Source organism: Paracoccus sediminicola (assembly GCF_027912835.1).
In the GTDB taxonomy this organism is placed as follows: domain Bacteria; phylum Pseudomonadota; class Alphaproteobacteria; order Rhodobacterales; family Rhodobacteraceae; genus Paracoccus; species Paracoccus sediminicola.
The window spans coordinates 1,099,952-1,122,425 of sequence record NZ_CP115768.1 but is presented as its reverse complement, the minus strand read 5'-3'; the positions used below and the strand labels follow the sequence as shown (position 1 = coordinate 1,122,425).

Annotated in this window: 21 protein-coding genes; 17 read left to right on the top strand and 4 right to left on the bottom strand. The window is 65.6% G+C overall.

The annotated features are described in order from the left end of the window. Positions 1 to 82 precede the first annotated feature (82 nt). The 3 genes from thrS (at position 83) to PAF18_RS05530 (ending at position 3,264) form a co-directional block, all read left to right on the top strand. A complete protein-coding gene (thrS, locus tag PAF18_RS05540) occupies positions 83 to 2,029 on the top strand; it encodes a threonine--tRNA ligase (protein WP_271117611.1) in 1,947 nt (648 codons plus the stop codon). A gap of 200 nt (positions 2,030 to 2,229) precedes the next feature. Further along, entirely contained in the window at positions 2,230 to 2,436 is a 207-nt protein-coding gene (locus PAF18_RS05535; RefSeq protein ID WP_090521677.1) for a cold-shock protein, read from the top strand. 180 nt (positions 2,437 to 2,616) lie between these two features. Then, on the top strand, positions 2,617 to 3,264 hold the full coding sequence (locus tag PAF18_RS05530; protein WP_271117610.1) for a DsbA family oxidoreductase: 648 nt from the start codon (positions 2,617 to 2,619) through the stop codon (positions 3,262 to 3,264). Between the two features lie 102 nt (positions 3,265 to 3,366). Here PAF18_RS05530 and mepK read toward each other — a convergent pair whose 3' ends face one another. Then, a complete protein-coding gene (gene mepK / locus PAF18_RS05525; RefSeq protein ID WP_271117609.1) occupies positions 3,367 to 3,924 on the bottom strand; it encodes a peptidoglycan L,D-endopeptidase MepK in 558 nt (185 codons plus the stop codon). A gap of 346 nt (positions 3,925 to 4,270) precedes the next feature. Here mepK and PAF18_RS05520 point away from each other — a divergent pair, with 346 nt between their 5' ends. The 4 genes from PAF18_RS05520 to PAF18_RS05505 all read left to right on the top strand — a co-directional run bounded on the left by PAF18_RS05520 (position 4,271) and on the right by PAF18_RS05505 (position 8,587). Beyond that, positions 4,271 to 5,803: a L,D-transpeptidase family protein gene (locus PAF18_RS05520; RefSeq protein WP_271117608.1), complete on the top strand. Its 1,533-nt coding sequence runs from the start codon at positions 4,271 to 4,273 to the stop codon at positions 5,801 to 5,803. Positions 5,804 to 5,907: 104 nt separating this feature from the next. Then, positions 5,908 to 6,996 (top strand): UDP-3-O-(3-hydroxymyristoyl)glucosamine N-acyltransferase, encoded by a 1,089-nt coding sequence (gene lpxD / locus PAF18_RS05515; protein ID WP_271117607.1) that lies wholly within the window; start codon positions 5,908 to 5,910, stop codon positions 6,994 to 6,996. A gap of 17 nt (positions 6,997 to 7,013) precedes the next feature. After that, positions 7,014 to 7,277: an acyl carrier protein gene (locus tag PAF18_RS05510; protein ID WP_271117606.1), complete on the top strand. Its 264-nt coding sequence runs from the start codon at positions 7,014 to 7,016 to the stop codon at positions 7,275 to 7,277. Beyond that, positions 7,274 to 8,587: a beta-ketoacyl-[acyl-carrier-protein] synthase family protein gene (locus PAF18_RS05505; protein WP_271117605.1), complete on the top strand. Its 1,314-nt coding sequence runs from the start codon at positions 7,274 to 7,276 to the stop codon at positions 8,585 to 8,587. Before PAF18_RS05510 ends, PAF18_RS05505 begins: the two co-directional genes overlap by 4 nt. A gap of 75 nt (positions 8,588 to 8,662) precedes the next feature. Here PAF18_RS05505 and PAF18_RS05500 read toward each other — a convergent pair whose 3' ends face one another. Continuing rightward, complete coding sequence (locus tag PAF18_RS05500; protein WP_271117604.1) at positions 8,663 to 9,430, bottom strand: hydroxypyruvate isomerase family protein; 768 nt, start codon at positions 9,428 to 9,430, stop codon at positions 8,663 to 8,665. After that, the gene (locus PAF18_RS05495) at positions 9,430 to 9,996 is read right to left on the bottom strand and encodes a DUF1285 domain-containing protein (protein WP_271117603.1); all 567 of its coding nucleotides are present in this window, start codon (positions 9,994 to 9,996) and stop codon (positions 9,430 to 9,432) included. Before PAF18_RS05495 ends, PAF18_RS05500 begins: the two co-directional genes overlap by 1 nt. 56 nt (positions 9,997 to 10,052) lie before the next feature. Between PAF18_RS05495 and PAF18_RS05490 the strand changes: the two genes are divergently transcribed. From PAF18_RS05490 to lpxB, 8 genes are all read left to right on the top strand, one after another. Further along, positions 10,053 to 11,051: an AAA family ATPase gene (locus tag PAF18_RS05490; RefSeq protein ID WP_271117602.1), complete on the top strand. Its 999-nt coding sequence runs from the start codon at positions 10,053 to 10,055 to the stop codon at positions 11,049 to 11,051. A 26-nt stretch (positions 11,052 to 11,077) separates the two neighbouring features. After that, positions 11,078 to 11,929 carry a DUF58 domain-containing protein gene (locus PAF18_RS05485; protein ID WP_271117601.1) on the top strand — a complete coding sequence of 284 codons (852 nt, stop codon included), beginning with the start codon at positions 11,078 to 11,080 and terminating at the stop codon, positions 11,927 to 11,929. After that, positions 11,926 to 14,652, top strand: a complete 2,727-nt coding sequence (locus tag PAF18_RS05480) for a DUF4159 domain-containing protein (protein WP_271117600.1) — start codon at positions 11,926 to 11,928, stop codon at positions 14,650 to 14,652. The genes PAF18_RS05485 and PAF18_RS05480 overlap by 4 nt, the downstream gene beginning before the upstream one ends. Further along, positions 14,649 to 16,766 carry a hypothetical protein gene (locus tag PAF18_RS05475; RefSeq protein WP_271117599.1) on the top strand — a complete coding sequence of 706 codons (2,118 nt, stop codon included), beginning with the start codon at positions 14,649 to 14,651 and terminating at the stop codon, positions 16,764 to 16,766. The genes PAF18_RS05480 and PAF18_RS05475 overlap by 4 nt, the downstream gene beginning before the upstream one ends. Before the next feature lie 77 nt (positions 16,767 to 16,843). Beyond that, positions 16,844 to 17,320, top strand: coding sequence for a 3-hydroxyacyl-ACP dehydratase FabZ (gene fabZ, locus PAF18_RS05470; protein ID WP_271117598.1), 477 nt, complete (start codon positions 16,844 to 16,846; stop codon positions 17,318 to 17,320). Further along, positions 17,313 to 18,095, top strand: a complete 783-nt coding sequence (lpxA, locus tag PAF18_RS05465) for an acyl-ACP--UDP-N-acetylglucosamine O-acyltransferase (protein ID WP_271117597.1) — start codon at positions 17,313 to 17,315, stop codon at positions 18,093 to 18,095. Before fabZ ends, lpxA begins: the two co-directional genes overlap by 8 nt. Next, complete coding sequence (locus PAF18_RS05460) at positions 18,092 to 18,886, top strand: LpxI family protein (RefSeq protein WP_271117596.1); 795 nt, start codon at positions 18,092 to 18,094, stop codon at positions 18,884 to 18,886. Before lpxA ends, PAF18_RS05460 begins: the two co-directional genes overlap by 4 nt. 46 nt (positions 18,887 to 18,932) lie before the next feature. Further along, positions 18,933 to 20,087, top strand: coding sequence for a lipid-A-disaccharide synthase (gene lpxB, locus PAF18_RS05455; RefSeq protein ID WP_271117595.1), 1,155 nt, complete (start codon positions 18,933 to 18,935; stop codon positions 20,085 to 20,087). On the opposite strand, the gene mnmA is transcribed toward lpxB, so the two are convergent. Then, a complete protein-coding gene (gene mnmA, locus PAF18_RS05450) occupies positions 20,072 to 21,226 on the bottom strand; it encodes a tRNA 2-thiouridine(34) synthase MnmA (protein WP_271117594.1) in 1,155 nt (384 codons plus the stop codon). The genes lpxB and mnmA overlap by 16 nt on opposite strands. Before the next feature lie 133 nt (positions 21,227 to 21,359). Between mnmA and sciP the strand changes: the two genes are divergently transcribed. Beyond that, complete coding sequence (gene sciP, locus PAF18_RS05445; protein WP_271117593.1) at positions 21,360 to 21,635, top strand: CtrA inhibitor SciP; 276 nt, start codon at positions 21,360 to 21,362, stop codon at positions 21,633 to 21,635. Positions 21,636 to 21,733: 98 nt separating this feature from the next. Further along, on the top strand, positions 21,734 to 22,444 hold the full coding sequence (ctrA, locus tag PAF18_RS05440; protein ID WP_271117592.1) for a response regulator transcription factor CtrA: 711 nt from the start codon (positions 21,734 to 21,736) through the stop codon (positions 22,442 to 22,444). The last annotated feature ends 30 nt before the right edge of the window (positions 22,445 to 22,474 follow it).

Sequence of the window (22,474 nt, the reverse complement as noted above, 5' to 3'; positions counted from 1 at the left end):
GCGCCGTTTTCCGCGCATCCCGCCTTGCGACATAACCCGCAACCGGGCGTTCCGTGGGCGCCAAACCGACGAGGAGAAGGCCATGAGCCAGATTTCCCTGACATTTCCCGACGGCAATTCGCGCGACTTCCCCGCCGGGGTCACCGCCGCCGAGGTCGCTGCCTCGATCGCGCCGAGCCTCGCCAAGAAGGCGATCTCGGCCAGCCTCGACGGGCGGCATATCGATCTGGCTTGGCCGATCCATGACAGCGGCGCCATCGCCATCAACACGATGAAGGACAGCGACCCGGCGCTGGAGCTGATCCGCCACGATCTCGCCCATGTCATGGCCCGCGCGGTGCAGGAAATCTGGCCTGACGTGAAGGTCACCATCGGCCCGGTGCGCGATTACGGCTGGTTCTATGATTTCGACCGCGAAGAGCCGTTCACGCCGGAGGATCTCGGCCAGATCGAGACGAAGATGAAACAGATCATCGCCGCGCGCGACCCGATCCGCACCGAAATCTGGGATCGCGACCGCGCCATCGCGCATTACAAGGACCAGAACGAACCCTTCAAACTCGAGCTGATCGACCGCATCCCCGAGGGCGAGGATGTGCGGATGTACTGGCATGGCGACTGGCAGGATCTCTGCCGCGGCCCGCATTTGCAGCATACCGGCCAGATCCCGGCGGATGCGTTCAAGCTGACCCATGTGGCCGGGGCCTATTGGCTGGGCGACAGCTCGCGGCCGATGTTGCAGCGCATCTATGGTGTGGCCTTCCGCAACAAGGACGATCTCAAGGCGCATCTGCACATGCTGGAAGAAGCCGCCAGGCGCGACCACCGCAAGCTGGGCCGCGAGATGGAGCTGTTCCACATGCAGGAAGAGGCCCCGGGCCAGATATTCTGGCATCCGAATGGCTGGACCATCTACACCACGCTTCAGGATTACATGCGCCGCCGCCAGCGCGAGGGCGGCTATGTCGAGGTGAACACGCCGCAGGTCGTTTCCCGCCGTCTGTGGGAGGAATCCGGCCATTGGGAGAATTACCAGGACCATATGTTCATCGTCGAAGTCGATGAAGAACATGCCCGCACCAAAAGCGTGAACGCGCTGAAGCCGATGAACTGCCCCTGCCATGTGCAGATCTTCAACACCGGTCTCAAGAGCTATCGCGACCTGCCTTTGCGCATGGCCGAATTCGGTTCTTGCAACCGCTACGAACCCTCGGGCGCGCTGCATGGGATCATGCGGGTGCGAGGCTTCACGCAGGACGACGCCCATATCTTCTGCACCGAGGATCAGATCGAGAGCGAGACTGTCCGCTATATCGAATTCCTCACCAATATTTACCGGGATCTGGGCTTTGAGGAATTCCGCGTGAAATTCGCCACCCGGCCCGAGACCCGCGCCGGATCCGACGAGATCTGGGACAAGGCCGAGAACGCGCTTCTGGCGGCAACCCGCGCTTCGGGGATCGAACCCGAAATCAATCCGGGCGAAGGCGCGTTCTACGGCCCCAAGCTGGAATTCGTGCTGACCGACGCGATCGGGCGCGACTGGCAATGCGGCACCCATCAGGTGGATTTCGTCCTGCCCGAACGGTTGGATGCGGAATATGTCGCCGCGGATGGTTCGAAGCAGCGGCCGGTGATGCTGCATCGCGCCACGCTCGGCAGTTTCGAGCGCTTCATCGGCATCCTGATCGAGAACTTCGCCGGCAAGCTGCCCTTCTGGCTGGCCCCGCGTCAGGTGGTCGTCGCCTCGATCGTGTCGGACGCGGATGATTACGTGCACGAGGTGGTGGACCGGCTGCGCGCTGCCGGTGTCAGGGCCGAGGCAGATACGCGCAACGAAAAGATCAATTACAAGGTCCGCGAGCATAGCGTTGCCAAGGTTCCCGCGATAATTGCAATCGGGATGAAAGAGGTCGAGAACGGCACAGTTTCGCTACGGCGGCTCGACAGGCAGGGAAGCGAACCGATGGACACCGAAACCGCGATTCTCAGCCTGTCGAAAGAGGCAATTCCGCCCGATCTCGGCTGAATCATGCCGATGTCATCAAACGTTAGCCAGCACGTAATTTTGAACGATGTTTACTTCTTGCGTTTTAATCAGGCGCGGGCAAGGTGATGAGGCGTGAGCATGACTTTCTACCGCTCCCTTCACGGGGCAGCCGGAATTTCGAAAGGGCTGCACGGCCCGGTCGCAAGCCCGCGGACCGGGAAACTTGAAGGAGAGACGGAATGGCCACTGGCACCGTTAAATGGTTCAACACCACCAAAGGCTACGGCTTTATCGCACCCGACACCGGCGGGAAAGATGTGTTTGTGCATATTTCCGCCGTGGAACGCGCCGGGCTGACCGGGCTGCAAGACAACCAGAAAATCAGCTATGAGCTTCAGGCGGGCCGCGACGGGCGCGAATCCGCCTCGGATCTGAAACTGCTCTGAGAGCTGCGCGGGAAGCGGGCATCCGACCTGCTTCCCGTGTGTCCGCCGCGCATCTGCGGCGCTTTTTCAAGACATGATATCTCTGCTGGCGCGAAGTTCGCGCGGCTGCGTCTGTCTTGCACTCTGTCAATTCGCGCCTGAATGCGCTAGAGGCGGCCTTCCCTCAAGCGGAGATCCGTCATGGCCAGTCTCGATATTTTCGCCGACCCGACTTGCCCCTGGTGCCTGATCGGCAAGGCCGAGCTGGATCAGGCGCTTGCGTCGCGCCCGGATCATTCCGTCGTGGTGACGTGGCATCCGTTCCGGCTGAACCCGGATCTGCCGCCGGGCGGGATGGATCACGTCGATTATATGAAAGCGAAGTTCGGCGACGAGGCCGGGATCATTGCTGCGAACAAGCCGGTGCTCGAAGCTGCAGAGCGGCTTGGTCTATGGATCAACATGGCGGCGATCTCGCGCGTGCCGCCGGTGCTCGATTCTCTGAGGCTGCTGCATTGGGCGGGTATCGAGTCGGCGCAGGACTCGGTGATGAGCGGGCTGATGCAGGCGCATTGGCGCGAAGGGCGCGACATCTCGGATCATGGGGAACTGGCCCGAATCGGGGCCGCGGCAGGGATGGACGGTCAGCTGATCGCGCGGCTCCTGGGAAGCGACGCCGATCGTGAAGAGGTGCTGACCCGCGAAGCCCATGCGCGAGATCGCGGGGTCCGGGCGGTTCCGACCTTCATCCTCGACAATCGCCATGTCGTGTCCGGCGCGCAGCCGGCGGATCTCTGGCGTCAGGTCATCGACGAGTTGGCGGGGCAGGACGGTGCCTTGCTCCACTGAGATCAAGCTGTGCCGAGATTGGCAGGCTTTCCCGTCAGCCACCATTGCAAAGCAAAAGGCCCGCCATCGGGGCGGGCCGTTTCGCAAGACGGGCTGTGACGATCAGGCGCCCCAGCTGCGGATCGGGCCGCAATCCATATGCACGAAATTCGAGCGGGAATATTTGCCGACACCGCCAGCCTTGCAGGCGAGCGCGGCCTTGTACATCTGATTGACCGAGCGCGATTTCAGCCGCAGATCCGCCGCCTGGCCCTTCATGTGGAGCGAGTTGCGCGCCACGCCCGAAGAGCGCGAACGCAGCATGGCGTTGGTCTTGGGCGAGCGATAGCCCGACAGCATCATATAGGGTTCGTTGGTGCGCAGCAGACGCTGCGAGGCGGTCGCGATGTCTATGGTGCGGGGGTCGATGCCGATGGCCTGACCGCTCCGCCAGTCGCGCATGAAGTAATTGATCTCGTTCAGCGCGTCGCGGATATATTTCCCGTCGATCCAGTAGACGGTGTCGATGCTTTCGCCGGTGCGCGGCGAATACATGCTGATCCGGCGGTAATCGCCAGAGCGGCGCAATATGCCGAAAGCGTTGCTGGCCACGGGCGCGGCTGCGACTGTGGTTGCGGCAAAAATACCCATGATGCCGCGGCGGGTGATGTCAAATGTCATTTCAGATCGCCTGTCCTGCTTTTCTTAACTCACCACGATGCGGTGGCTGTGTCCCTTCTAACCGGGACTGGTTAACACTATGTCACCAGACCGTCGCGGCTCGAAACCATTTCGTTCCGGTTCCGGCAGAAATGCGCTATGATAAGCGAAAATCCGCCGATGTGTGATGTGATGAACACGGTTCAGCCAGCAAATCATTCCAAATTGCGACCCCACGACGGGTTGACTGGACCTAATTGTTCAGCACTGCCACAAGAAAAGAAAAAACCCGAGCAGAGGTCAAAACGTGAACGAGTCAACGAATCGCCTTTGGCGAGCAGGCTGTATCGGTCTTCTCGCCTCCGTTGTGCCGCTGGCCGCGGCCGCCATGCCCGCGCCCAAGCTGGATTTCTCTGAATTCGAGATGCGTCTCGCACAGGAGGTCGCGCCCGATCCGGGGCTATCGGCCTTCTATGGCGCGCATCAGCTCAAGCCCGTCTTCGTCGGCGCCGAGGCCGCGCCGCGGCGCGCGGCGCTGATCGACGCCATAGCCACTGCACCCGAGCACGGATTGCCGCCCGCGCGCTATGACGCGGTGGGGCTGTCCCGCGCCGGACAGGCCGAGGATGTCGCGACCGAGCTGCTTTTCGCGCGGGCATTGTCGCGATGGGCCGACGATGTCTCGAACGGGCTTGTCGAGCCGAGCCGCACCGATTCCATGAACAAGCGCCAGGTCGTGCCTGTGGATATGGCCGCGCTGCTCGATCAGTTCACCCGTGGCGATCCGGCGCGCGCGCTCGACACACTGCCGCCGCAGGACCCGACCTATCTCCGCCTCAAGGACATGCTGTCCGATCAGGCGCGTCTCGTGGCGCCCGCCGGCACGCCCGAAGTGGCCGAGGGGCTTTACAAGCGCGGTGTGAGCGGGCCCGACGTGGCAAATCTGCGCGCCCGGCTGGCGGCGATCGGTTTTACCAGCGAAGCTGCGGGGGATGAGCAGCTTTTCGACGACTCGCTCGCCGATGCCGTGTCCCGCTATCAGGATGCGGCGGGGCTGCCGGTCGACGGGGTGGCCGGGCCGAAAACCCTGGCGCAGCTGAACGGCACAACGACCGGGCCGCAAACCCGGCGGCTGATGATCGCGATGGAGCGGATGCGCTGGCTCAACGGGCACGACCTCAATGCCCGCATGATCTGGGTGAATATCCCGAGCTATATCGTCGAGATCCGCGAGGGCGGCGACACCGTATTCCAGACCCGCAGCGTGGTCGGCCAGCCCGATCCCGATTGGGAGACGCCAGAATTCAGCGACACGATGGAGTTCGTCGTTCCCAACCCCTATTGGAATGTGCCGCGCTCGATCACGGCGGAATCCTATCTGCCGAAACTCAAGGCGGACCGGAATGCCGTTTCCCATCTCGAGGTGGTTGACCGCAAGGGGCGCAAGGTCTCACGCGAGAATATCGATTTCGGGAAATATACCGGCAGCAACTTCCCCTATTATCTGCGCCAGAAGCCGTCGGCGGATAATGCGCTTGGCCGGGTGAAGTTCATGTTCCCGAACAAGTACAATATTTATCTGCACGACACCCCGGCCAAAGGGCTGTTCAGCAATTCCAGCCGTGCCGCGTCGCATGGCTGCGTGCGGCTCGCCGATCCCTTCGATCTGGCCTATCAGCTCTTGCGGAGCAACAGCGACGATCCGCGCGGTTATTTCCAGCGGGTGCTGGATCAGGGCGAGGAGCGCTGGATCAAGCTGAAAGAGCCGCTTCCGGTGCATCTGGTCTATTTCACCGCGCTTCCGGGCCCGGATGGCGGGCTGCGGACCTATCGTGACGTGTATGGGCGCGATGCGACGCTGTGGCAGGCGATGCGGAAGGCTGCCGAGGCCGGAAGCTAGGCCGCAACTGCGTGCTGTCATGGTTATTTGACCGGCGATTCGATCGGCGGGGGCTGGCGTTGCGGGGCGCGGATGTCTAGATCTCTCCGCGAAAGGAGACCGCGATGCATGAGGTCACGATCAGCGATCTCGCCCGCGCGCTTGATGCGCAGCTCTGGGGCGATGGGGCGATGCGCGTGCATGGCGCGGCAGAGCCTGCCCAATGCGGCCCCGGCCAGATCGCGCTTGCCATGGCGCCGAAATACGCAGAAGCGCTGAAGCCCGGTTCGGCGGCGATCCTCGCCCAGGGGATGAACCCGGAGGATTACGGTCTCGCCGCCGCGATTTTTGCACCGCGCCCGCGCCTTGTGATGGCCGGTCTGACGCGCAGCTTCGATCCCGGCCCCGACATTGCGCCCGGCATTCATGACAGCGCGGTGATCGACCCTGGCGCCGAGATCGCCGAGGGCGCGGCGATCGGTCCCTTCGTCGTGATCGGCGCCGATGTGCGCATCGGGCCGGAAGCGCGCATCGCGAGCCATGTCTCCATCGCAAGAGGCACGCAGATCGGCGCCCGCGCGCTGATCCTGCAAGGCGCCCGGATCCAGCACGGCATCACCATCGGCGACGATGTGGTGATCCAGCCGGGCGCGATCATCGGCTCGGACGGGTTCTCTTTCGTGACGCCGGAGGAATCAGGCGTCGAGGAAATTCGCAGAACCGTTGGAAAACGCGCGGAAATCAGGAAGCAGTCATGGGAGCGAATTCATTCGCTCGGCACTGTCGAGATTGGCGATAATGTCGAGATCGGGGCGGGGGCGGCCATTGATCGCGGCACCATCCGCGCGACGCGGATCGGCAACGGCACCAAGCTCGATAATCTCGTTCATATCGGCCATAACGTGATCGTCGGCGATGACTGCCTGATCTGCGGACAGGTCGGTATCGCGGGGTCGTCGGTGATCGGCGACCGGGTGGTGCTGGCGGGGCAATGCGGCGTCTCGGACAATATCACCGTGGGCGATGATGTGATCGCGGGCGGCGCCACGAAGATCTTCAGCCGGGTGCCGGCCGGGCGCGTGATCCTCGGCTCGCCCGCCGTCGAGATGACCACGAGAATGGAGATGGACCGCGCCGCGCGCCGCCTGCCGCGACTGGCTGAAAAGGTCGCCAAGCTTCAGAAAACTGTTACAAGTTTGTTGGACAAGGCCTGACCAGACCGGAGAACCCCATGACCGAAGCCATCCGCAACCGTATCCGAGAGATCATTGCCGAACAGGCCATGCTGGACGTCGCGCAGGTCACTGACGGCTCGACCCCCGAGGAGCTCGGCATTGACAGTCTCGGGCTTGTCGATTCGATCTTCGCCCTGGAAGAGGAGTTCGACATCACCATCCCCTTCAACGCCAACGAACCCGAGAAATCCGAGTTCGATATTTCCAGCATCGGCAAGATCATCGCCGCGGTTGAGAAACTGGTGGCGCAGAAAGCATGAGCGCGAAGAAAAACAAGGACTTGAAAGAGAAATCCGCGAAGGCGACGGACGGCAAGGCCGGCCCCGACACGCCGCCCCCCGCGCGCCCGGCGGGATACGGGCCTCGCCGCGTGGCCATTACGGGAATGGGCACGGTCAATGCGCTCGGGCTCGACGTGAAAACCACGATGGAGGCGCTGCGCGAGGGGCGTTGCGGAATCAGCCAGCTCGATTTTCGCGACGTGGACCGTCTCGCCATCCAGATCGGTGCGCAGATCCATGATTGGCAGCCGGAAACCTGGTTCAACCGCCAGCAGATCCTGCTTTACGACAAATTTACCCAGTTCACGCTTCTGGCGGCGAAAGAGGCCGTCGCGCAGTCCGGGCTAGAATTTCACGGCGAGCTCGGTTTCTGCTCGGGCGTGGTGCTCGGCACGGCCGGGGGCGGGCTGAACACCTGGGACGAGAATTACCGGGTGGTCTATGAAGAGGGCAAGAACCGGGTTCACCCCTTCGTCGTGCCCAAGCTGATGAACAACGCCGCCGCCAGCCATGTCTCGATGGAGTTCGGCCTGCGCGGCCCGGCTTTTACAGTGGCGACGGCCTGCGCCTCGTCCAATCACGCGATGGGTCAGGCCTTCCAGATGGTCCGCTCGGGCGCGGCGCGGGTCATGGTGACCGGCGGATCCGAGGCGATGCTGTGTTTTGGCGGCGTGAAGGCCTGGGAGGGGCTGCGCGTGATGTCGCGCGATGCGTGCCGTCCGTTCTCGGCCAATCGAAACGGTATGGTCCAGGGCGAGGGGGCCGGGGTGTTCGTTTTCGAGGATTACGATCATGCCCGCGCCCGCGGCGCCGATATTCTGGCCGAGGTGGTCGGCTTCGCCATGTCCTCGGATGCGCAGGACATCGTGATGCCTTCCGCGCAGGGGGCCGAGCGTGCGATCACCGGGGCGATGCGCGATGCCGGGCTGAACCCCGAGCAGATCGGCTATATCAACGCCCACGGCACGGGAACGGCGGCCAATGACAAGACCGAATGCGCGGCGGTGGCCCATGCGTTCGGGCAGCACGCCGACAGGCTGATGATTTCGTCCACCAAGTCGATGCATGGCCATATCATCGGTGGCACCGGCGCGGTTGAGCTTTTGGCCTGTATCATGGCGCTGCGCGACGGGGTGGTTGCCCCGACAATCGGCTATGAAGAGCCGGACCCCGAATGCGCGCTTGATGTGGTGCCAAACGAGGCGCGCGAGGCCAGGGTCGATGCGGTGCTGTCGAACGCTTTCGCATTTGGCGGGCTGAATGCCGTCATCGCGCTGCGCCGGGTCTGATTACCGAGCTGTGGCAGCGCGTCAGAAACGGTCTGTAACGCGCTGACGCATATGCGTTATTTTCGGTTATCAATCTCAGTCCGGGTGATGGTCGCCACGCAGCCAGCGCAGACCGGCCTCGGTCGTGCTGCGGGGCGTGTATTCCGCCGACACCCAGCCCTGATACCCCGCCGCGTCGAGCGCGCGGAAGAATGCCGTGTAATCAATATCGCCCTCGCGCGGTTCGTTGCGGCCCGGTGCACCGGCGATCTGGACATGATGCACATGATGGCGATGCGCCTCCCATGTCGCCAGAACGTCGCCGGTGATCATATGGGCGTGATAGGCATCGAATTGCAGCCCCAGATTCGGCGCCCCGATCCGGTCCAGGATTTCGGCGGCGAAGTCGAAATCCGACAGGAAATAGCCGGGCATGCTGGCCTGGCAGATCGGCTCGATGGTGAGGCTGGCATGGGGCGCGCGGCGGGCGGCCCAGTCGAGATTGTCAAGAAAGCACTGCTTCGCCGCCGCGCCCTCGGCCTTGCCGGCCATGATATGGATATGCCGCGCAGGCAGCCCCTCGGACAGCCGCAGCGCCCGCTCGAAGTCGCGCCGGAACCTGTCGCGCGCCGAAGGCACCGCCGCAAAGCCGCGCGGCCCGCCAGCCCAGTTCGGCGGAGGGCAGTTGATCAGCACGATCTCCATCCCGGTGCGGCGTGCGGCGCGGCGCAGATCCTCGATGGGGAGATCATAGGGAAACAAGATCTCGACGCCCTGAAACCCGGCACGCTTCGCCGCGCCGAAGCGCTGCATCATGGGGATTTCGTTGAACAGCAGCGTAAGATTGGCGGCGAATCGGGCCATCAGATCTCCAGCGGGAAGAACGCGCCTGCCGAGCGCACCCCAAGCCGCCCATCCGGCCCGGCAGTGGCAGCCTCGGCCAGGCGATAGAAGCTCTTGCGGTCGATCCGGGCCAGCAACCCGCCGCGGATCTCGATATAGGGGCGCGGTTCGGCGGCATTTCCGGCGAGGGTCAGCGGATGATCCGCATCCAGCCGGGCCTTGTCGCCGATATTCGTTGTAAAGATGATCTCGTCATCGCCCAGATCCACATCCACTGCGATGAAGGGTGAATCCTCGACCTCGATCCCGATCTTTTCGACCGGCGTGACGAGGTAATGGCGCCCGTCCTCGAACTTCATGATATTCGAAAACATCCGCACCATTTCCGGACGCCCGATGGGCGACCCCTCATGGATCCAGCTGCCATCCGCGCGGATGACCAGATCCATTTCGCCGCAATAGGGCGGGTCCCACAGATGTACAGGCGCCGGGCCGCGCGTGCCCTGTTTGCGGGCCACGGCGGCGATATCGCCTGCGCGGTCTGCCGCCGGCCCTTGCTCAGTCGATCCGTTGGACGGTTTGCCCATTTCACCTGCGTCCGATCCGTGGTTTCATGTTTCTAGAGCAGCAAGAGAGAATTGTCATGGCCGAGGATGACAAACTGGTTGATGAGATCCTGACGCTTGGAAGCCGCCTTGTCGAGGCGCGATCCAGCGTCGAGAGGCGTTTCGTCGGCCAGCACGAGGTGGTCGAGCAGGTCTTTGCGGCGATCCTTTCGGGTGGCCACGCGCTTTTGGTGGGGCAGCCGGGTCTGGGCAAGACCATGCTGGTCGATACGCTCGCCACCGTGCTGGGCCTCGACGATGGCCGCATCCAGTTCACGCCGGACCTGATGCCCGCCGATATTCTGGGATCGGAAGTGCTGGACCAGACTGCCGATGGGCGGCGCGCTTTCCGCTTTGTCGAGGGGCCGGTTTTCACCCAGCTTCTGATGGCTGACGAGATCAATCGCGCCTCGCCCCGCACCCAGTCGGCGCTGTTGCAGGCCATGCAGGAGGGTCAGGTCACGGTCGGCGGGGCGCATCGTCCTCTCGGTCAGCCATTTCATGTGCTCGCCACCCAGAACCCGATCGAGCAGGAAGGGACCTATCCGCTTCCCGAAGCGCAGCTCGACCGTTTCCTGTTGCAGGTCGATGTCGATTATCCCGATCGCGACACCGAGCGGGCGATCCTGCTGGCCACGACCGGCGTCGCGCAAAGCGCGCCGCATCCGGTGATGGATGCCGAAGGGCTGATCGCGGCGCAGGGGCTTATCCGTCGCATGCCGGTGGGCGAGACGGTGGTCAATGCGATCCTCGATCTTGTGCGGGCGCTGCGTCCCGGTCCAGAGGGCGCGGATTGGGTGGGCGAGACGCTCAGTTGGGGGCCGGGGCCGCGTGCCGCGCAGGCGCTGATGCTGGTGACCCGCGCCCGCGCGGTTCTGAACGGGCGATTCGCGCCCTCGCTGGAAGATGTCGATGCCATGGCCGCGCCGGTGCTGCGGCATCGCATGGCGCTCAGCTTTGCGGCGCGGGCGCGGGGCGAGACCACCGATACCGTGATCGGCCGCATTCGTGACGCCCAGTTCCGGCAGGCGGCGTGAGTCCAGCGACGGCCAGCACCGCCGCAATGCTGCGCGCGCGAGCCGAGGCTGCGGCGGCTGCACTGCCGCCCCTGACGCTGGCGCGCGGACCGATCGCCGCTGCGGTGGCGCCGGGCGGGCACGGGTTAAGGCGTCCGGGCACCGGCGAGGATTTCTGGCAATACCGCCCCGCGCACGAGGCCGATACCGCGCGCAGCATCGACTGGCGCCGCTCGGCCCGCGGAGACGCGCAATATGTGCGGGACCGCGAGCGCCAGACCGCCCGCACGGCGGCAATCTGGATCGGGCGCGGGGCCGGGATGGGCTATGCCGGTCAGGCCGGCTCCGAAACGAAATTCGACCGCGCTTGTCTGATCGGGCTGGCGCTTGGCCTGTCGCTGATCCGGGCCGGCGAACGGGTGTCGCTGCTCGGCGATCCGCCCGGCAGCGGCAATATCCAGGCCGAGCGGCTGAGCTTTGCGCTTGCCGCGCGCGGCCTGTCCGGGCGCGATGGCGATGCGCCGGACCCGGCGGCGGCGCGGCGTGGCCAGATCGTCATCTTGATCGACGATTTCCTGATTGAAGACAAGGATCTGGCTCTCTTTTCTCAGGCTGTATCCAATGCCGGGGCGAGCGGAGTCATGCTTCAGCTCCTGCACCCCGATGAGGAGGCGTTCCCCTTTGACGGTGCTGTCCGCTTCGAAACGGCGGGCGGGCTGCGCCATGACACGCGCGATGCCGATGGGCTGCGCGCGGCCTATCTCGCACGGCTGGAGGCGCGGCGCGCGGCTCTTGCCCGGATGGCGCGCGAGGCGGGGATGCTTTTTGGCACGCATGACCTTGGCCGCCCCGTATCCGAGCCGCTGATCTGGCTGCATGGCGTGCTGTCGGCGCTATGATGATGCTGGGCCCGATAGGTTTCGCGGCGCCGCTGGTTCTGGCGGCGCTGGCCGTGCTGCCGCTGCTGTGGTGGCTGCTGCGGGCGCTGCCGCCGGTGCCGCGGCGTGTGCGGTTTCCGGGCACGGCCTTGCTTGGCGGGCTGCGCGATCCGAACCCTGTCGCGCGGCGCACGCCATGGTGGCTTCTGCTTCTGAGGATTCTGGCGGTTGCGGCGGCGATCCTCGCCTTTGCGCAGCCGATCTGGCGTCCCGCCCCGCCGCAGGAAGAGGGCGATGCGCTGTTGATCGTGATGGATGCAGGGGCCACCGCCGCGTCGGGCTGGCCCGCCGCGCGAAATCGGGCGCTGCGGGCCGCCGCGACCGCGACCTCGGAAGGGCGTCCGGTCGCCGTTCTGCTGGCCGACGGGCAGGGCGGGGATGCGCCGCTGGCCTTTGCCGCCGACGAGTCGATCACCGCAGCGCTGCGCGCCGCCGCGCCGCAGCCCTGGCCGGGGCTTTATCCCGAAAACCCGGCGGCGCTGCTTGGAAATACACCGGAGGGGCGGCTGCGCACGCTGTGGCTCAGCGATGGTCTGGACCATCCGAACCGCGCCGCATGGCTTGAAGATCTCGCCAGACGCGGGCCGGTCGGGGTGGTGCCGCCCGCGATCCCGCCGCAAGCCCTTTATCTGGTCGAAGATGGTGCCGAACCTTTGCTGGAGATCGCATCTCTTGGCGCGGAGAGCGCGGCAGAGATCCTTGCCCTCGGCCCCGATCCCCAAGGCATCCCGCGAGAGCTGGCGCGGATCGCTCCGGGCGAGGCGGCGCAAGGCGCAGGGGCAACGGGGGGCGTGGTGACGCGACCCGTCCGCGTCGATCTGCCGCCGGAATTGCTGGGCCGGGTGACGCGTTTCCAGATCGACGGGGTGAACTCTGCCGCTGCCGTCGTGCTGGGCGATGACCGCCTGCGCCGCCCGGCGGTGGCGCTGATCGGTGAGGCGCGTGCGACATCCGAAAGCCAGGCGCTGCTCTCGCCCGCGCATTACCTGCGCAATGCGCTGGAGGGCTCGGCGCGGGTGATCGAGGCCGGGCTTTCCGATGCGCTGACCGCCAGTCCCGATGTGATCGTGCTGATGGACCAGACCGGCATGGCGGCGGATGGCACCCTTGCGCGATGGGTCGAAGAGGGCGGGCTGCTGATACGCTTTGCTGGCCCGCGCATGGCCGCCGATCCCGATTTGGGCAACGAGCCGCTGCTGCCGGTGCGGCTGCGACCGGGCGGGCGGGACATGGGCGGCGCGCTCAGCTGGGGCGAGCCGCGTCCGGTGGCGGGCTTCGATGCCGAAGGACCGTTTGCCGGGCTGGAGATCCCCGAGGATGTCACCGTGCGCGCGCAGCTGATGGCCGAGCCGTCACCCGATCTGGGGACACGCAGCATTGCCGCGCTGACCGACGGCACGCCGCTGGTGACGCGGGCCGCGATGGGCGAGGGGCAGCTTGTGCTGTTTCACGCCACGGCGAATGCGGACTGGTCTTCGCTGCCGATTTCCGGGCTCTTCGTGCAGATGATGGAGCGGTTGATCGCCACGGCAGGCCGCGCCGCCGCACCCGCCGATGCCGCACCGCGCGACGGGTTCTGGACCGCTGAGCGGGTTCTGGACGGCGCCGGGCGGCTGACGGAGGCGCGGGACCCGGCACCGGTCGAGGCGGCGGCGCTCGAACAAGGCGCTGCGCCGGGGCTGCCTGCCGGGATCTATGCCTCGGGCGAGCGCTATGCTGCGTTGAATGCAGGTGGTCCGATCATCGCGGCGAGCTGGCCCGGTGCTGCGGTCGAATCGCGTCAGGCCGCCGGTCTGCCACTTTTGGGCTGGTTGCTGCTCGCCGCGGCGGTGGCGCTGACCCTCGACATGCTCGGCTCGGTCATGCTGCGCCGGGGAAGCGTTGCGGCGGCGCTGATCGCGGCGCTGATGATCCTGCCAGGTCCGCCGCCGCGCGCGCAGGAGGTCGATCCCGATCTGGCCCGTGCCGCCAATGAGTTCGCCCTCGGCTATGTGCTGACCGGCGATCCCGAGCTGGACGAGATCTCGCGCTCCGGGCTGACCGGGCTTTCGGCCACGCTGACCGCACGCACCACGGTCGAGCCGACGCCGCCGGTGGCGGTCGATCTCGAAACTGCCGATCTCAGCCTGCTGAGTTTCATCTACTGGCCCATCGGCAGCGCCCAGCCAGAGCTGTCCGCCACCGCCTATCTGGCGCTGAACCGCTATCTGCGCGGCGGTGGCATGATCCTGTTCGACACGCGCGATTCCGATCTCGCGGGGACCGGGCCGGACAGTTCGGCGGATCTGCGCCGCCTGGCCGGGCCGCTCGACATGCCGCCCCTGCAACCCGTGCCCGAGGATCACGTCCTCACCCGCAGCTTCTATCTGCTGGACGACATGCCCGGACGCTATGCCCAGGGCGAGGTCTGGGTCGAGGCGAGCACCGCGCAGGATGGGACGGTCAATGACGGTGTTTCTCCTGTGGTGATCGGCGGCAATGGCTGGGCCGAGGCCTGGGCGGTGGATGATCGCGGCCTGCCGCAATACGCGGTCGGGGCCGGGATCGACGGCGAGGAACAGCGCGAAATGGCGCATCGCTTCGGCGTCAATCTGATCATGTATGTGCTGACCGGCAACTATAAATCCGATCAGATCCACGTTCCGGCCCTGCTCGACCGGCTGCGGATGGAGGAGCGCGGATGAGCTGGAACGGCCTTGTGCTGGACCCGATCCTCGCCCCGCTGATCGGCGCGGCGGCGGGCTGGGTGGCCGCGGCGATTGCGCTTCTGGCAGTGACGGTCGCGGCCGTGTCACGCTGGCGCGGGCTGCGCGGGGCGTGGTGGCGCGGGGCGACGCTGCTGCTGATCGCGGCGGCGCTTGCCGGGCCTTCTCTGGAACGCGGCACGTCGCAGCCGCTTTCGGATATCGTTCTGCTCGTTGACGATCAGAGCGCCAGCCAGAACCTGCCCGGCCGCCGCGCGCAGAGCGATGCGGCGCTTGCCGCGATGGAAGAAAGCCTCGCCACATGGCCCGATACCGAGATCCGCCGCATCACGGTCGGCGATGATGAGGATGGCACGCTTTTCGGGGCGGCGCTGTCGCGTGCCATCGCCGCCGAGCCCGCCAGCCGGCTGGCCGGGGCGGTGGTGGTCAGCGACGGGCTGGCCCATGACCAGCCCGCCATGCCGCAGGACGCCCCGGCGCCCGTGCATCTGTTGCAGACCGGCGCGCCCGAGGACTGGGATCGCCGTATCGTCATTGACGAGGCGCCGCGCTTCGCCCTGATCGGCGAGCCGAGCGTCATCCGGCTCCATATCGCCGATGACGGTGCCGTGCCCTCAGCGTCGGCTGGCCCGATGACGCTGACGGCGCAGCTCGACGGCGAAGAGATCGCGACCGTCGCCGTGACCCCGGGCACGAGCGTGGAACTGCCGGTGACGCTTGATGCGGCGGGGCGCAACGTGGTCCTGCTCTCGGTCGAGACACAGCAGGGGGAACTGACCCCGCTGAACAACCAGGCAGCGCTCAGCATCAATGCGGTGCGCGACCGTCTGCGCGTTTTGCTGGTTTCGGGAGAGCCGAATCCGGGTGAAAGAACCTGGCGTAACCTTCTGAAATCGGATGTGAATGTGGATCTCATCCATTTCACGATCCTGCGCCCTCCCGAGAAATTCGACGGTGTGCCTGTCAACGAGCTGGCGCTGATCGCCTTTCCGACCCAGGAATTATTCATGGAGCGGATCGCCGATTTCGATCTCATCATTTTCGACCGCTTCCGTATGCGCGGCATCCTTCTGCCGCAATATTACGACAATATCCGCCGCTATGTAGAGGAAGGCGGCGCGGTGCTGGTCTCTGCCGGTCCGGAATTTGCGGGGGTGGACAGCATCGCGCGCTCGGCTCTCGGGCGGGTCTTGCCCGCGCGGCCCACCGGGCGCGTGATCGACCGGCCGTTCCGGCCCGAACTCACCGAGGAGGGGCGCCGCCACCCGGTCACCGAGGACCTGCCCGGCGCGCCCGCCGCAGATGGCTTGGCCTCGGACGCGGATTGGGGGCGCTGGCTGCGCATGATCGAGACATCGCCAACCCCGGATGCGACCGTCGCCATGACCGGCGCCGACGGCCAGCCATTGCTCATGCTGCGCCGCGAAGGAGAAGGGCGCGTGGCGCTGATCGCGTCGGATCAGCTCTGGCTCTGGGGGCGCGGCTTCGAGGGCGGCGGTCCGCAGCTCGACCTGATGCGGCGGGTCGCGCATTGGTCGATGAAAGAGCCGCAGCTCGAGGAAGAAGCGCTGGAGCTCAGCGGCCTGCCGGGGCTGGGGATGGAGATCACGCGCCGCAGCCTGGTTGAGATCGAGGGACCGGCGCGGATCACCGGCCCCGATGGCGAGACCGCCGAGATCGCGCTGGAGGAAACCGGCCCGGGACGTGCCAGCGGGCAATTCACCGCACCCGCGCCGGGGCTCTATACGGTGCGGCAGGGCGATCTGGTCCGCTCGATCGCCATCGGTCCCGCCGCCCCGCGCGAATTCGACCGCACGGTCGCCAACCCCGCCGCTCTGGCCGGGTTGACCGAAAACTCGGGGGGCAGCATTCAGCGTCTCGCGGATGGCATCCCGGAACTGCGCCGCATCGCCGAGGGGCGACCGGCCGAAGGGCGCGGTGTTGCGGGAAACTGGATCGGGCTGACCGCGCGCGAGGCCGAGACGGTGACCGGGTTGTCGCGCAGCCCGCTGCTGCCGGGATGGGCGTGGCTTGCGCTGATCGCCGGCGCGATGCTGACCGGCTGGTTGCTGGAGGGCCGCCGGCGCGGCTAGCCGGTCCTGCCGCTGCTTGCCAATCCGCCCCACGCTTTGCTAGCACCGTTCCCAACCCATTGCGAAAGGCATCCATCATGGCCGAGACCCAGACATCCGACGCCGATATCGGCCTGATCCAGCGGATCATTCCGCATCGCTACCCGTTCCTGCTGATCGACCGCGTGCGCGATATCGTGCCGCATGAATCGGGGGTGGGGATCAAGAACGTGACCTTCAACGAGCCGCATTTTCAGGGCCATTTCCCGGGCCAGCCGGTCATGCCCGGTGTCACCATCGTCGAAGCGATGGCGCAGACCGCGGCTGTGGTGGTCGGGGTAAGTCTCGATCTGGCCGATCGCGGGATGAAGACCTATTTCATGGCCATCGACAAGGTCAAGTTCCGCCGGATGGTGGTGCCGGGCGACGTGCTGGAACTCGCGGTAGAAGTGAAGCGCGGCGGCGGGAAGATCTGGAAATTCGCCGGGCGCGGCACCGTCAATGGCGAACTCGCCTGCGAGGCCGAGTTCACCGCCATGATGGATCCGCCGGCCAAAGGCGATGCGGATGGCTGATGCCAGGATCCACCCCTCGGCCATCGTCGAAGACGGCGCCCAGATCGGTCCGGATGTCACCATCGGCCCGTTCTGCGTGATCGGGCCGCAGGTGCGGCTGGCGCGCGGGGTCGAGCTGAAATCCCATGTGGTGATCGCGGGCGATAGCTCGGTCGGTGAAGAGACGGTGATCTTTCCCTTCGCCTCGATCGGGCAGGATCCGCAGGATCTGAAATTCAGGGGCGAGGACACGCGGCTGGAAATCGGCGCCCGCAACCGGATCCGCGAATATGTCACGATGAATCCCGGCACCGAGGGCGGCGGCGGCGTCACCCGGATCGGCGATGACGGGCTGTTCATGGCCGGCAGCCATGTCGCACATGACTGCCAGATCGGCGACAGGGTGATCCTCGTGAACTCGGTCGCCGTGGCCGGTCATTGTCACCTGGGCGACGACGTCATCGTCGGCGGTCTTTCCGGTATCCATCAATTTGTGCGCATCGGACGCGGCGCGATGATCGGGGCGCTGTCGATGGTCACCGCCGATGTGCTGCCCTTCGGTCTGGTGCAAGGTCCGCGCGCGCATCTGGACGGGCTGAACCTCGTCGGGCTGAAGCGCCGGGGTGCCAGCCGCGCCGAGATCGCCGAGCTGCGCAAGCTTCTGGCGGAACTGACCCAGGGTGCATTTCGCGACCATGCCCGCGCCCTGTCCGGGCAGGAGCACGGCGACATGGCGACCGAGATGCTCGATTTCATCCTCGGTCCCTCCGATCGCAGCTTCCTGAAACCGCTATGAGCCGCACCGCCATCATCGCCGGTCAGGGCCGGCTCGCCCCGGTCATTGCCGGGCTGCTCGATCAGCCGGTCGTGGCCGCGCTGGAAGGTTTCGCGCCCGAGATGCCGCATCGGAGCTTCCGGCTCGAACGGCTGGTGCCGTTTTTCGACTGGCTGGCCGAACAGGGCGTCGAACGTGTCACCTTCGCCGGTGCCGTGCGTCGCCCGCGCCTTGATCCCGAAGCCTTCGATCCCCGCACCGCGCGGCTTGTGCCGCGCATCCTTGCCGCGATGCAATCCGGCGACGATGCCGCGCTGCGCGAGGTGATCGCCCTGTTCGAAGAATTCGGCTTCTCCGTTGCCGGAACGCAGGAGATCGCGCCCGATCTGGTGCCCGGCAAGGGGCTGCTCAGCGGTGAGCCGACTGCCGCAGATATTTCCGACGCCGATTGCGCAGCGCGGATCGTGCGCGGGATCGGCGCGCTCGATATCGGGCAGGGTGCGGTCGCGGCGCAGGGGCTTTGCCTCGCGGTCGAGACGCTGCCGGGCACCGAGGCGATGCTGGATTTCGTCGCCCGCCACCGGGACATGCGCCCGCGCCCCAACGGGCCACGCGGTGTGCTGTGGAAGGCGCCCAAGCCGGAACAGGACCGGCGCATCGATCTGCCCTCGATCGGGCCGGACACGGTGTTGCAGGCCGCGCGGGCCGGTCTGGCGGGGATTGCATGGGAGGCAGGCGGCGTTATTCTGCTGGAACGCGAGAAAGCTGTGGAACGCGCCCGCGCGGCGGGTGTTTTCCTATGGGCGCGCTAGCGGCTCGCCGGTTTCACCTGAGGTTGCGGGGCATAGGATGGACGGGATGCGGCTCTTCCTGATTGCGGGCGAAATGTCTGGCGACAAGCTGGGTGGCGCGCTGATGTCGGGGCTGCGTGTTCTCGCCCCCGAGGCGGAATTCGACGGTATCGGCGGTCCCGAGATGCAGGTGCAGGGGCTCGACAGCCGCTTTCCGATGGATGAGCTGTCTGTGATGGGCATCGCCGAGGTGCTGCCCAAATACCGCCATCTCAAGCGCCGCATCGCCGAGACCGCCGCTGTCGTCGCCGAAACCCGGCCCGATGCCCTGATAACCATCGACAGCCCCGATTTCTGCCTGCGCGTGGCGCGGGCGGCGCGCGATCTGGGTTTCGAGGGCAAGGTGATCCATTACGTCGCGCCCTCGGTCTGGGCGTGGCGCGCGGGCCGCGCGGCGAAGATGGCGAAGACCGTGGATCATGTGCTGGCCCTGCTGCCCTTCGAGCCGCCCTATATGGAAGCCGCCGGGATGAGCTGCGATTTCGTCGGTCATCCGGTGGTGGCCGAGCGCCGCGCCAGCGTCGAAGAGGCGCATCGCTTCCGGGAGGCCCATGACATCGCTTCCGACGCGCCTCTGGTCATGTGCCTGCCCGGATCGCGCAAGGGCGAGGTGTCCCGGCTCGCGCCGCATTTCGACGAGGCGCTGATCCGGGTGCGCGACCGCATCCCCGAGCTGCGCGTGGTGATCCCCACGGTGCCGGGCGTGGCCCGCATGGTGCGCGACATGACCCGCCGCTGGCCGACCGCGCCGATCGTGGTCGAGGACCCTTCCGACAAGCGTGCCGCCTTCCGCGCGGCCGATCTGGCGCTTGCCGCATCCGGGACGGTCAGCCTCGAACTGGCGGCGAATGGCGTGCCGATGGTGATCGCCTATGACATGGCGCCGCTGTCTCGCTGGCTGATCGGGATGTTGCTGAAAACCGATACGGTGACGCTGGTCAATCTGGTCAGCGACACCCGCGCCGTGCCGGAGTTTCTGGGCCGCGACTGTCGGCCCGACCAGATCGCCGGGGCGCTGCTGCAATTGCTGGAGAACCCGGAAACGCGGGCCGCGCAGGCTGACGCGATGGCGCTGACCATGAAACGTCTGGGCGAGGGCGGCCCGCCGCCGGGGCTGCGCGCGGCGCGCTCGGTGCTAAGGTGCCTTCAGCGGCGCGGCTGAATCCAACCGCCGCCGAGCACGCGGCTGCTGCCGGTTTCATAGAACACGCAAGCCTGTCCGGGGCTGACACCCTCTTCGGGATTCAGAAGCTCCACCTCGGCCGAGCGCGGTCCCGTGGCGCGCAGGATCGCCTCGCGCGGGGGACGGGTCGAGCGTATGCGGACCGAGACCTGCCGTTCGACACCGTCAAAGGCGCCGTCGCCGATCCAGTTGACCTCCGCCACCGGCACGATCCGCGTTGACAGAGCCTCGCGCGGCCCGACGATGACGCGGCGCGTGTCCGGGTCGAGCTTGACGACGTAGAGCGGATCGCCGAGCCCGCCGATCCCAAGCCCGCGCCGCTGGCCGATCGTGTAATGGATCACGCCGCGATGCTGGCCAAGCAGATTGCCGTCCATATCGACGATCTCGCCCGGATCGGCCGCACCGGGACGCAGCTTTTCGATGACCGCGGCGTAATTTCCGTTCGGCACGAAGCAGATATCCTGGCTGTCCGGCTTATCCGCCACCGACAGCCCGTATCGCGCCGCCATCTCGCGGGTTTCGGCCTTGCTGGCAAGATGGCCGAGCGGAAAACGCAGAAAGTCGAGCTGCTCCTGCGTGGTCGAGAACAGGAAATAGCTCTGATCGCGATTCTGATCCGTGGCCATGTGCAGCTCGGCACCGTTCGGCCCCATCTTGCGCTGAATATAATGACCCGTCGCCATGCAATCGGCATCGAGATCGCGGGCGGTTTCCAGCAGATCGCGGAATTTCACCCGCTCATTGCAACGGATGCAGGGGACGGGCGTGGCACCGGCCAGATAGGAATCGGCGAATTCGTCGATCACCGATTCGCGGAACTTGTTCTCGTAGTCCAGCACGTAATGCGGAAAGCCGATCCGTTCGGCGACGCGGCGGGCGTCGTGGATGTCCTGCCCCGCGCAGCACGCGCCTTTTTTCGCAAGCGCCGCACCGTGGTCGTAAAGCTGAAGCGTCACCCCGATCACGTCATAGCCCTGCTCGGCCAGATGCGCGGCCACGACAGAGCTGTCCACGCCGCCCGACATCGCTACGACGACGCGGGTCTTTGCGGGGGATTTCGCGAAACCCAATGAATTGAGGCCCGTCTCGGGGCGGATCGGAGTGGCAAGTGTCACGGAATATCCTTTCAGGCAGTCACCGACCGCCAGCTTTCGCGAAAATTATAGGTATTCTGCGTGGCTTCTCAAGGGGCGGGTTTATTCGTCCTTAAACCGTCTGTGGCAGTTATGCGCCAGAAAGGAGCCGCAAATGTATCTGCGAAAAACAACGGGTCCCCGGACCGTGACCCTGCCAGATGGAAGCGTGCTGTCCATGGCCGACCTGCCGCCGCCCGATACGCGGTGGGTTGCCAGCCGCAAGGCGACGGTGGTGAACGCGGTGGCGTTCGGCCTTCTCGGACGTGAAGAAGCCCTGTCCCGATATGGGCTTTCGGAGGAGGAATTCGACAGCTGGCGCAAGGCGATCGAACATCACGGGACCGCCGCGCTGCGGGTGACGGCGCTTCAGCGATATCGGCAACCATAAGTTGAAAATTCCATCGAAAAATGGCATAGTAACGGGATGTTAACTATTTGACCTGATGGTAAAGCCCGGAATGCAGGTCTAAATGGGAAACACGAGCAATGCGTATACTTCTGGTTGAGGATGATCCAAGCACGGCGCGCAGTATCGAAATGATGCTGACCCATGCCAGCTATAATGTCTTCCTCACCGATATGGGCGAAGAGGGTATCGATCTCGCCAAGCTCTATGACTACGATCTGATCCTTCTCGATCTGGATCTGCCGGATATGCATGGCATGGATGTGCTTCGCCAGATCCGCCTGTCGAAGGTCGATACGCCGATCCTGATCCTGACCGGTTCGGACGACACCGAAAACAAGCTGCGCGGATTCGGCTTCGGTGCCGATGATTACATGACCAAGCCCTTCCACCGGGAAGAGCTGGTGGCCCGAATCGCCGCGATCATCCGCCGCTCGAAGGGGCACAGCCAGGCGGTGATCCGCACCGGCGATCTCGTCGTCAATCTGGATGCCCGCTCGGTCGAGGTGAATGGCAAGCCGGTCAACCTCACCGGCAAGGAATACCAGATTCTCGAATTGCTCAGCCTGCGCAAGGGCACCACGCTCACCAAAGAGATGTTCCTGAACCATCTCTATGGCGGCATGGACGAGCCCGAGCTGAAGATCATCGACGTCTTCATCTGCAAACTCCGCAAGAAGCTCTCTCAGGCACTTGGCGGTGAAAACCATATCGAAACGGTCTGGGGCCGCGGCTATGTGCTGCGCGACCCGGAACCTGCGGATGTCGGACGTCTCGCCCTGGGAGCCTGACCCGAGCGCGTCGGCCCCAAGTCCCGAGGG

Coding starts and splice junctions, on each gene's coding strand:
- thrS (WP_271117611.1), top strand. CDS start 83: ATGAGCCAGATTTCCCTGACATTTCCCGACGGCAATTCGCGCGACTTC.
- PAF18_RS05535 (WP_090521677.1), top strand. CDS start 2,230: ATGGCCACTGGCACCGTTAAATGGTTCAACACCACCAAAGGCTACGGC.
- PAF18_RS05530 (WP_271117610.1), top strand. CDS start 2,617: ATGGCCAGTCTCGATATTTTCGCCGACCCGACTTGCCCCTGGTGCCTG.
- mepK (WP_271117609.1), bottom strand. CDS start 3,924: ATGACATTTGACATCACCCGCCGCGGCATCATGGGTATTTTTGCCGCA.
- lpxD (WP_271117607.1), top strand. CDS start 5,908: ATGCATGAGGTCACGATCAGCGATCTCGCCCGCGCGCTTGATGCGCAG.
- PAF18_RS05510 (WP_271117606.1), top strand. CDS start 7,014: ATGACCGAAGCCATCCGCAACCGTATCCGAGAGATCATTGCCGAACAG.
- PAF18_RS05505 (WP_271117605.1), top strand. CDS start 7,274: ATGAGCGCGAAGAAAAACAAGGACTTGAAAGAGAAATCCGCGAAGGCG.
- PAF18_RS05500 (WP_271117604.1), bottom strand. CDS start 9,430: ATGGCCCGATTCGCCGCCAATCTTACGCTGCTGTTCAACGAAATCCCC.
- PAF18_RS05495 (WP_271117603.1), bottom strand. CDS start 9,996: ATGGGCAAACCGTCCAACGGATCGACTGAGCAAGGGCCGGCGGCAGAC.
- PAF18_RS05490 (WP_271117602.1), top strand. CDS start 10,053: ATGGCCGAGGATGACAAACTGGTTGATGAGATCCTGACGCTTGGAAGC.
- PAF18_RS05485 (WP_271117601.1), top strand. CDS start 11,078: ATGCTGCGCGCGCGAGCCGAGGCTGCGGCGGCTGCACTGCCGCCCCTG.
- PAF18_RS05480 (WP_271117600.1), top strand. CDS start 11,926: ATGATGATGCTGGGCCCGATAGGTTTCGCGGCGCCGCTGGTTCTGGCG.
- PAF18_RS05475 (WP_271117599.1), top strand. CDS start 14,649: ATGAGCTGGAACGGCCTTGTGCTGGACCCGATCCTCGCCCCGCTGATC.
- fabZ (WP_271117598.1), top strand. CDS start 16,844: ATGGCCGAGACCCAGACATCCGACGCCGATATCGGCCTGATCCAGCGG.
- lpxA (WP_271117597.1), top strand. CDS start 17,313: ATGGCTGATGCCAGGATCCACCCCTCGGCCATCGTCGAAGACGGCGCC.
- PAF18_RS05460 (WP_271117596.1), top strand. CDS start 18,092: ATGAGCCGCACCGCCATCATCGCCGGTCAGGGCCGGCTCGCCCCGGTC.
- lpxB (WP_271117595.1), top strand. CDS start 18,933: ATGCGGCTCTTCCTGATTGCGGGCGAAATGTCTGGCGACAAGCTGGGT.
- sciP (WP_271117593.1), top strand. CDS start 21,360: ATGTATCTGCGAAAAACAACGGGTCCCCGGACCGTGACCCTGCCAGAT.
- ctrA (WP_271117592.1), top strand. CDS start 21,734: ATGCGTATACTTCTGGTTGAGGATGATCCAAGCACGGCGCGCAGTATC.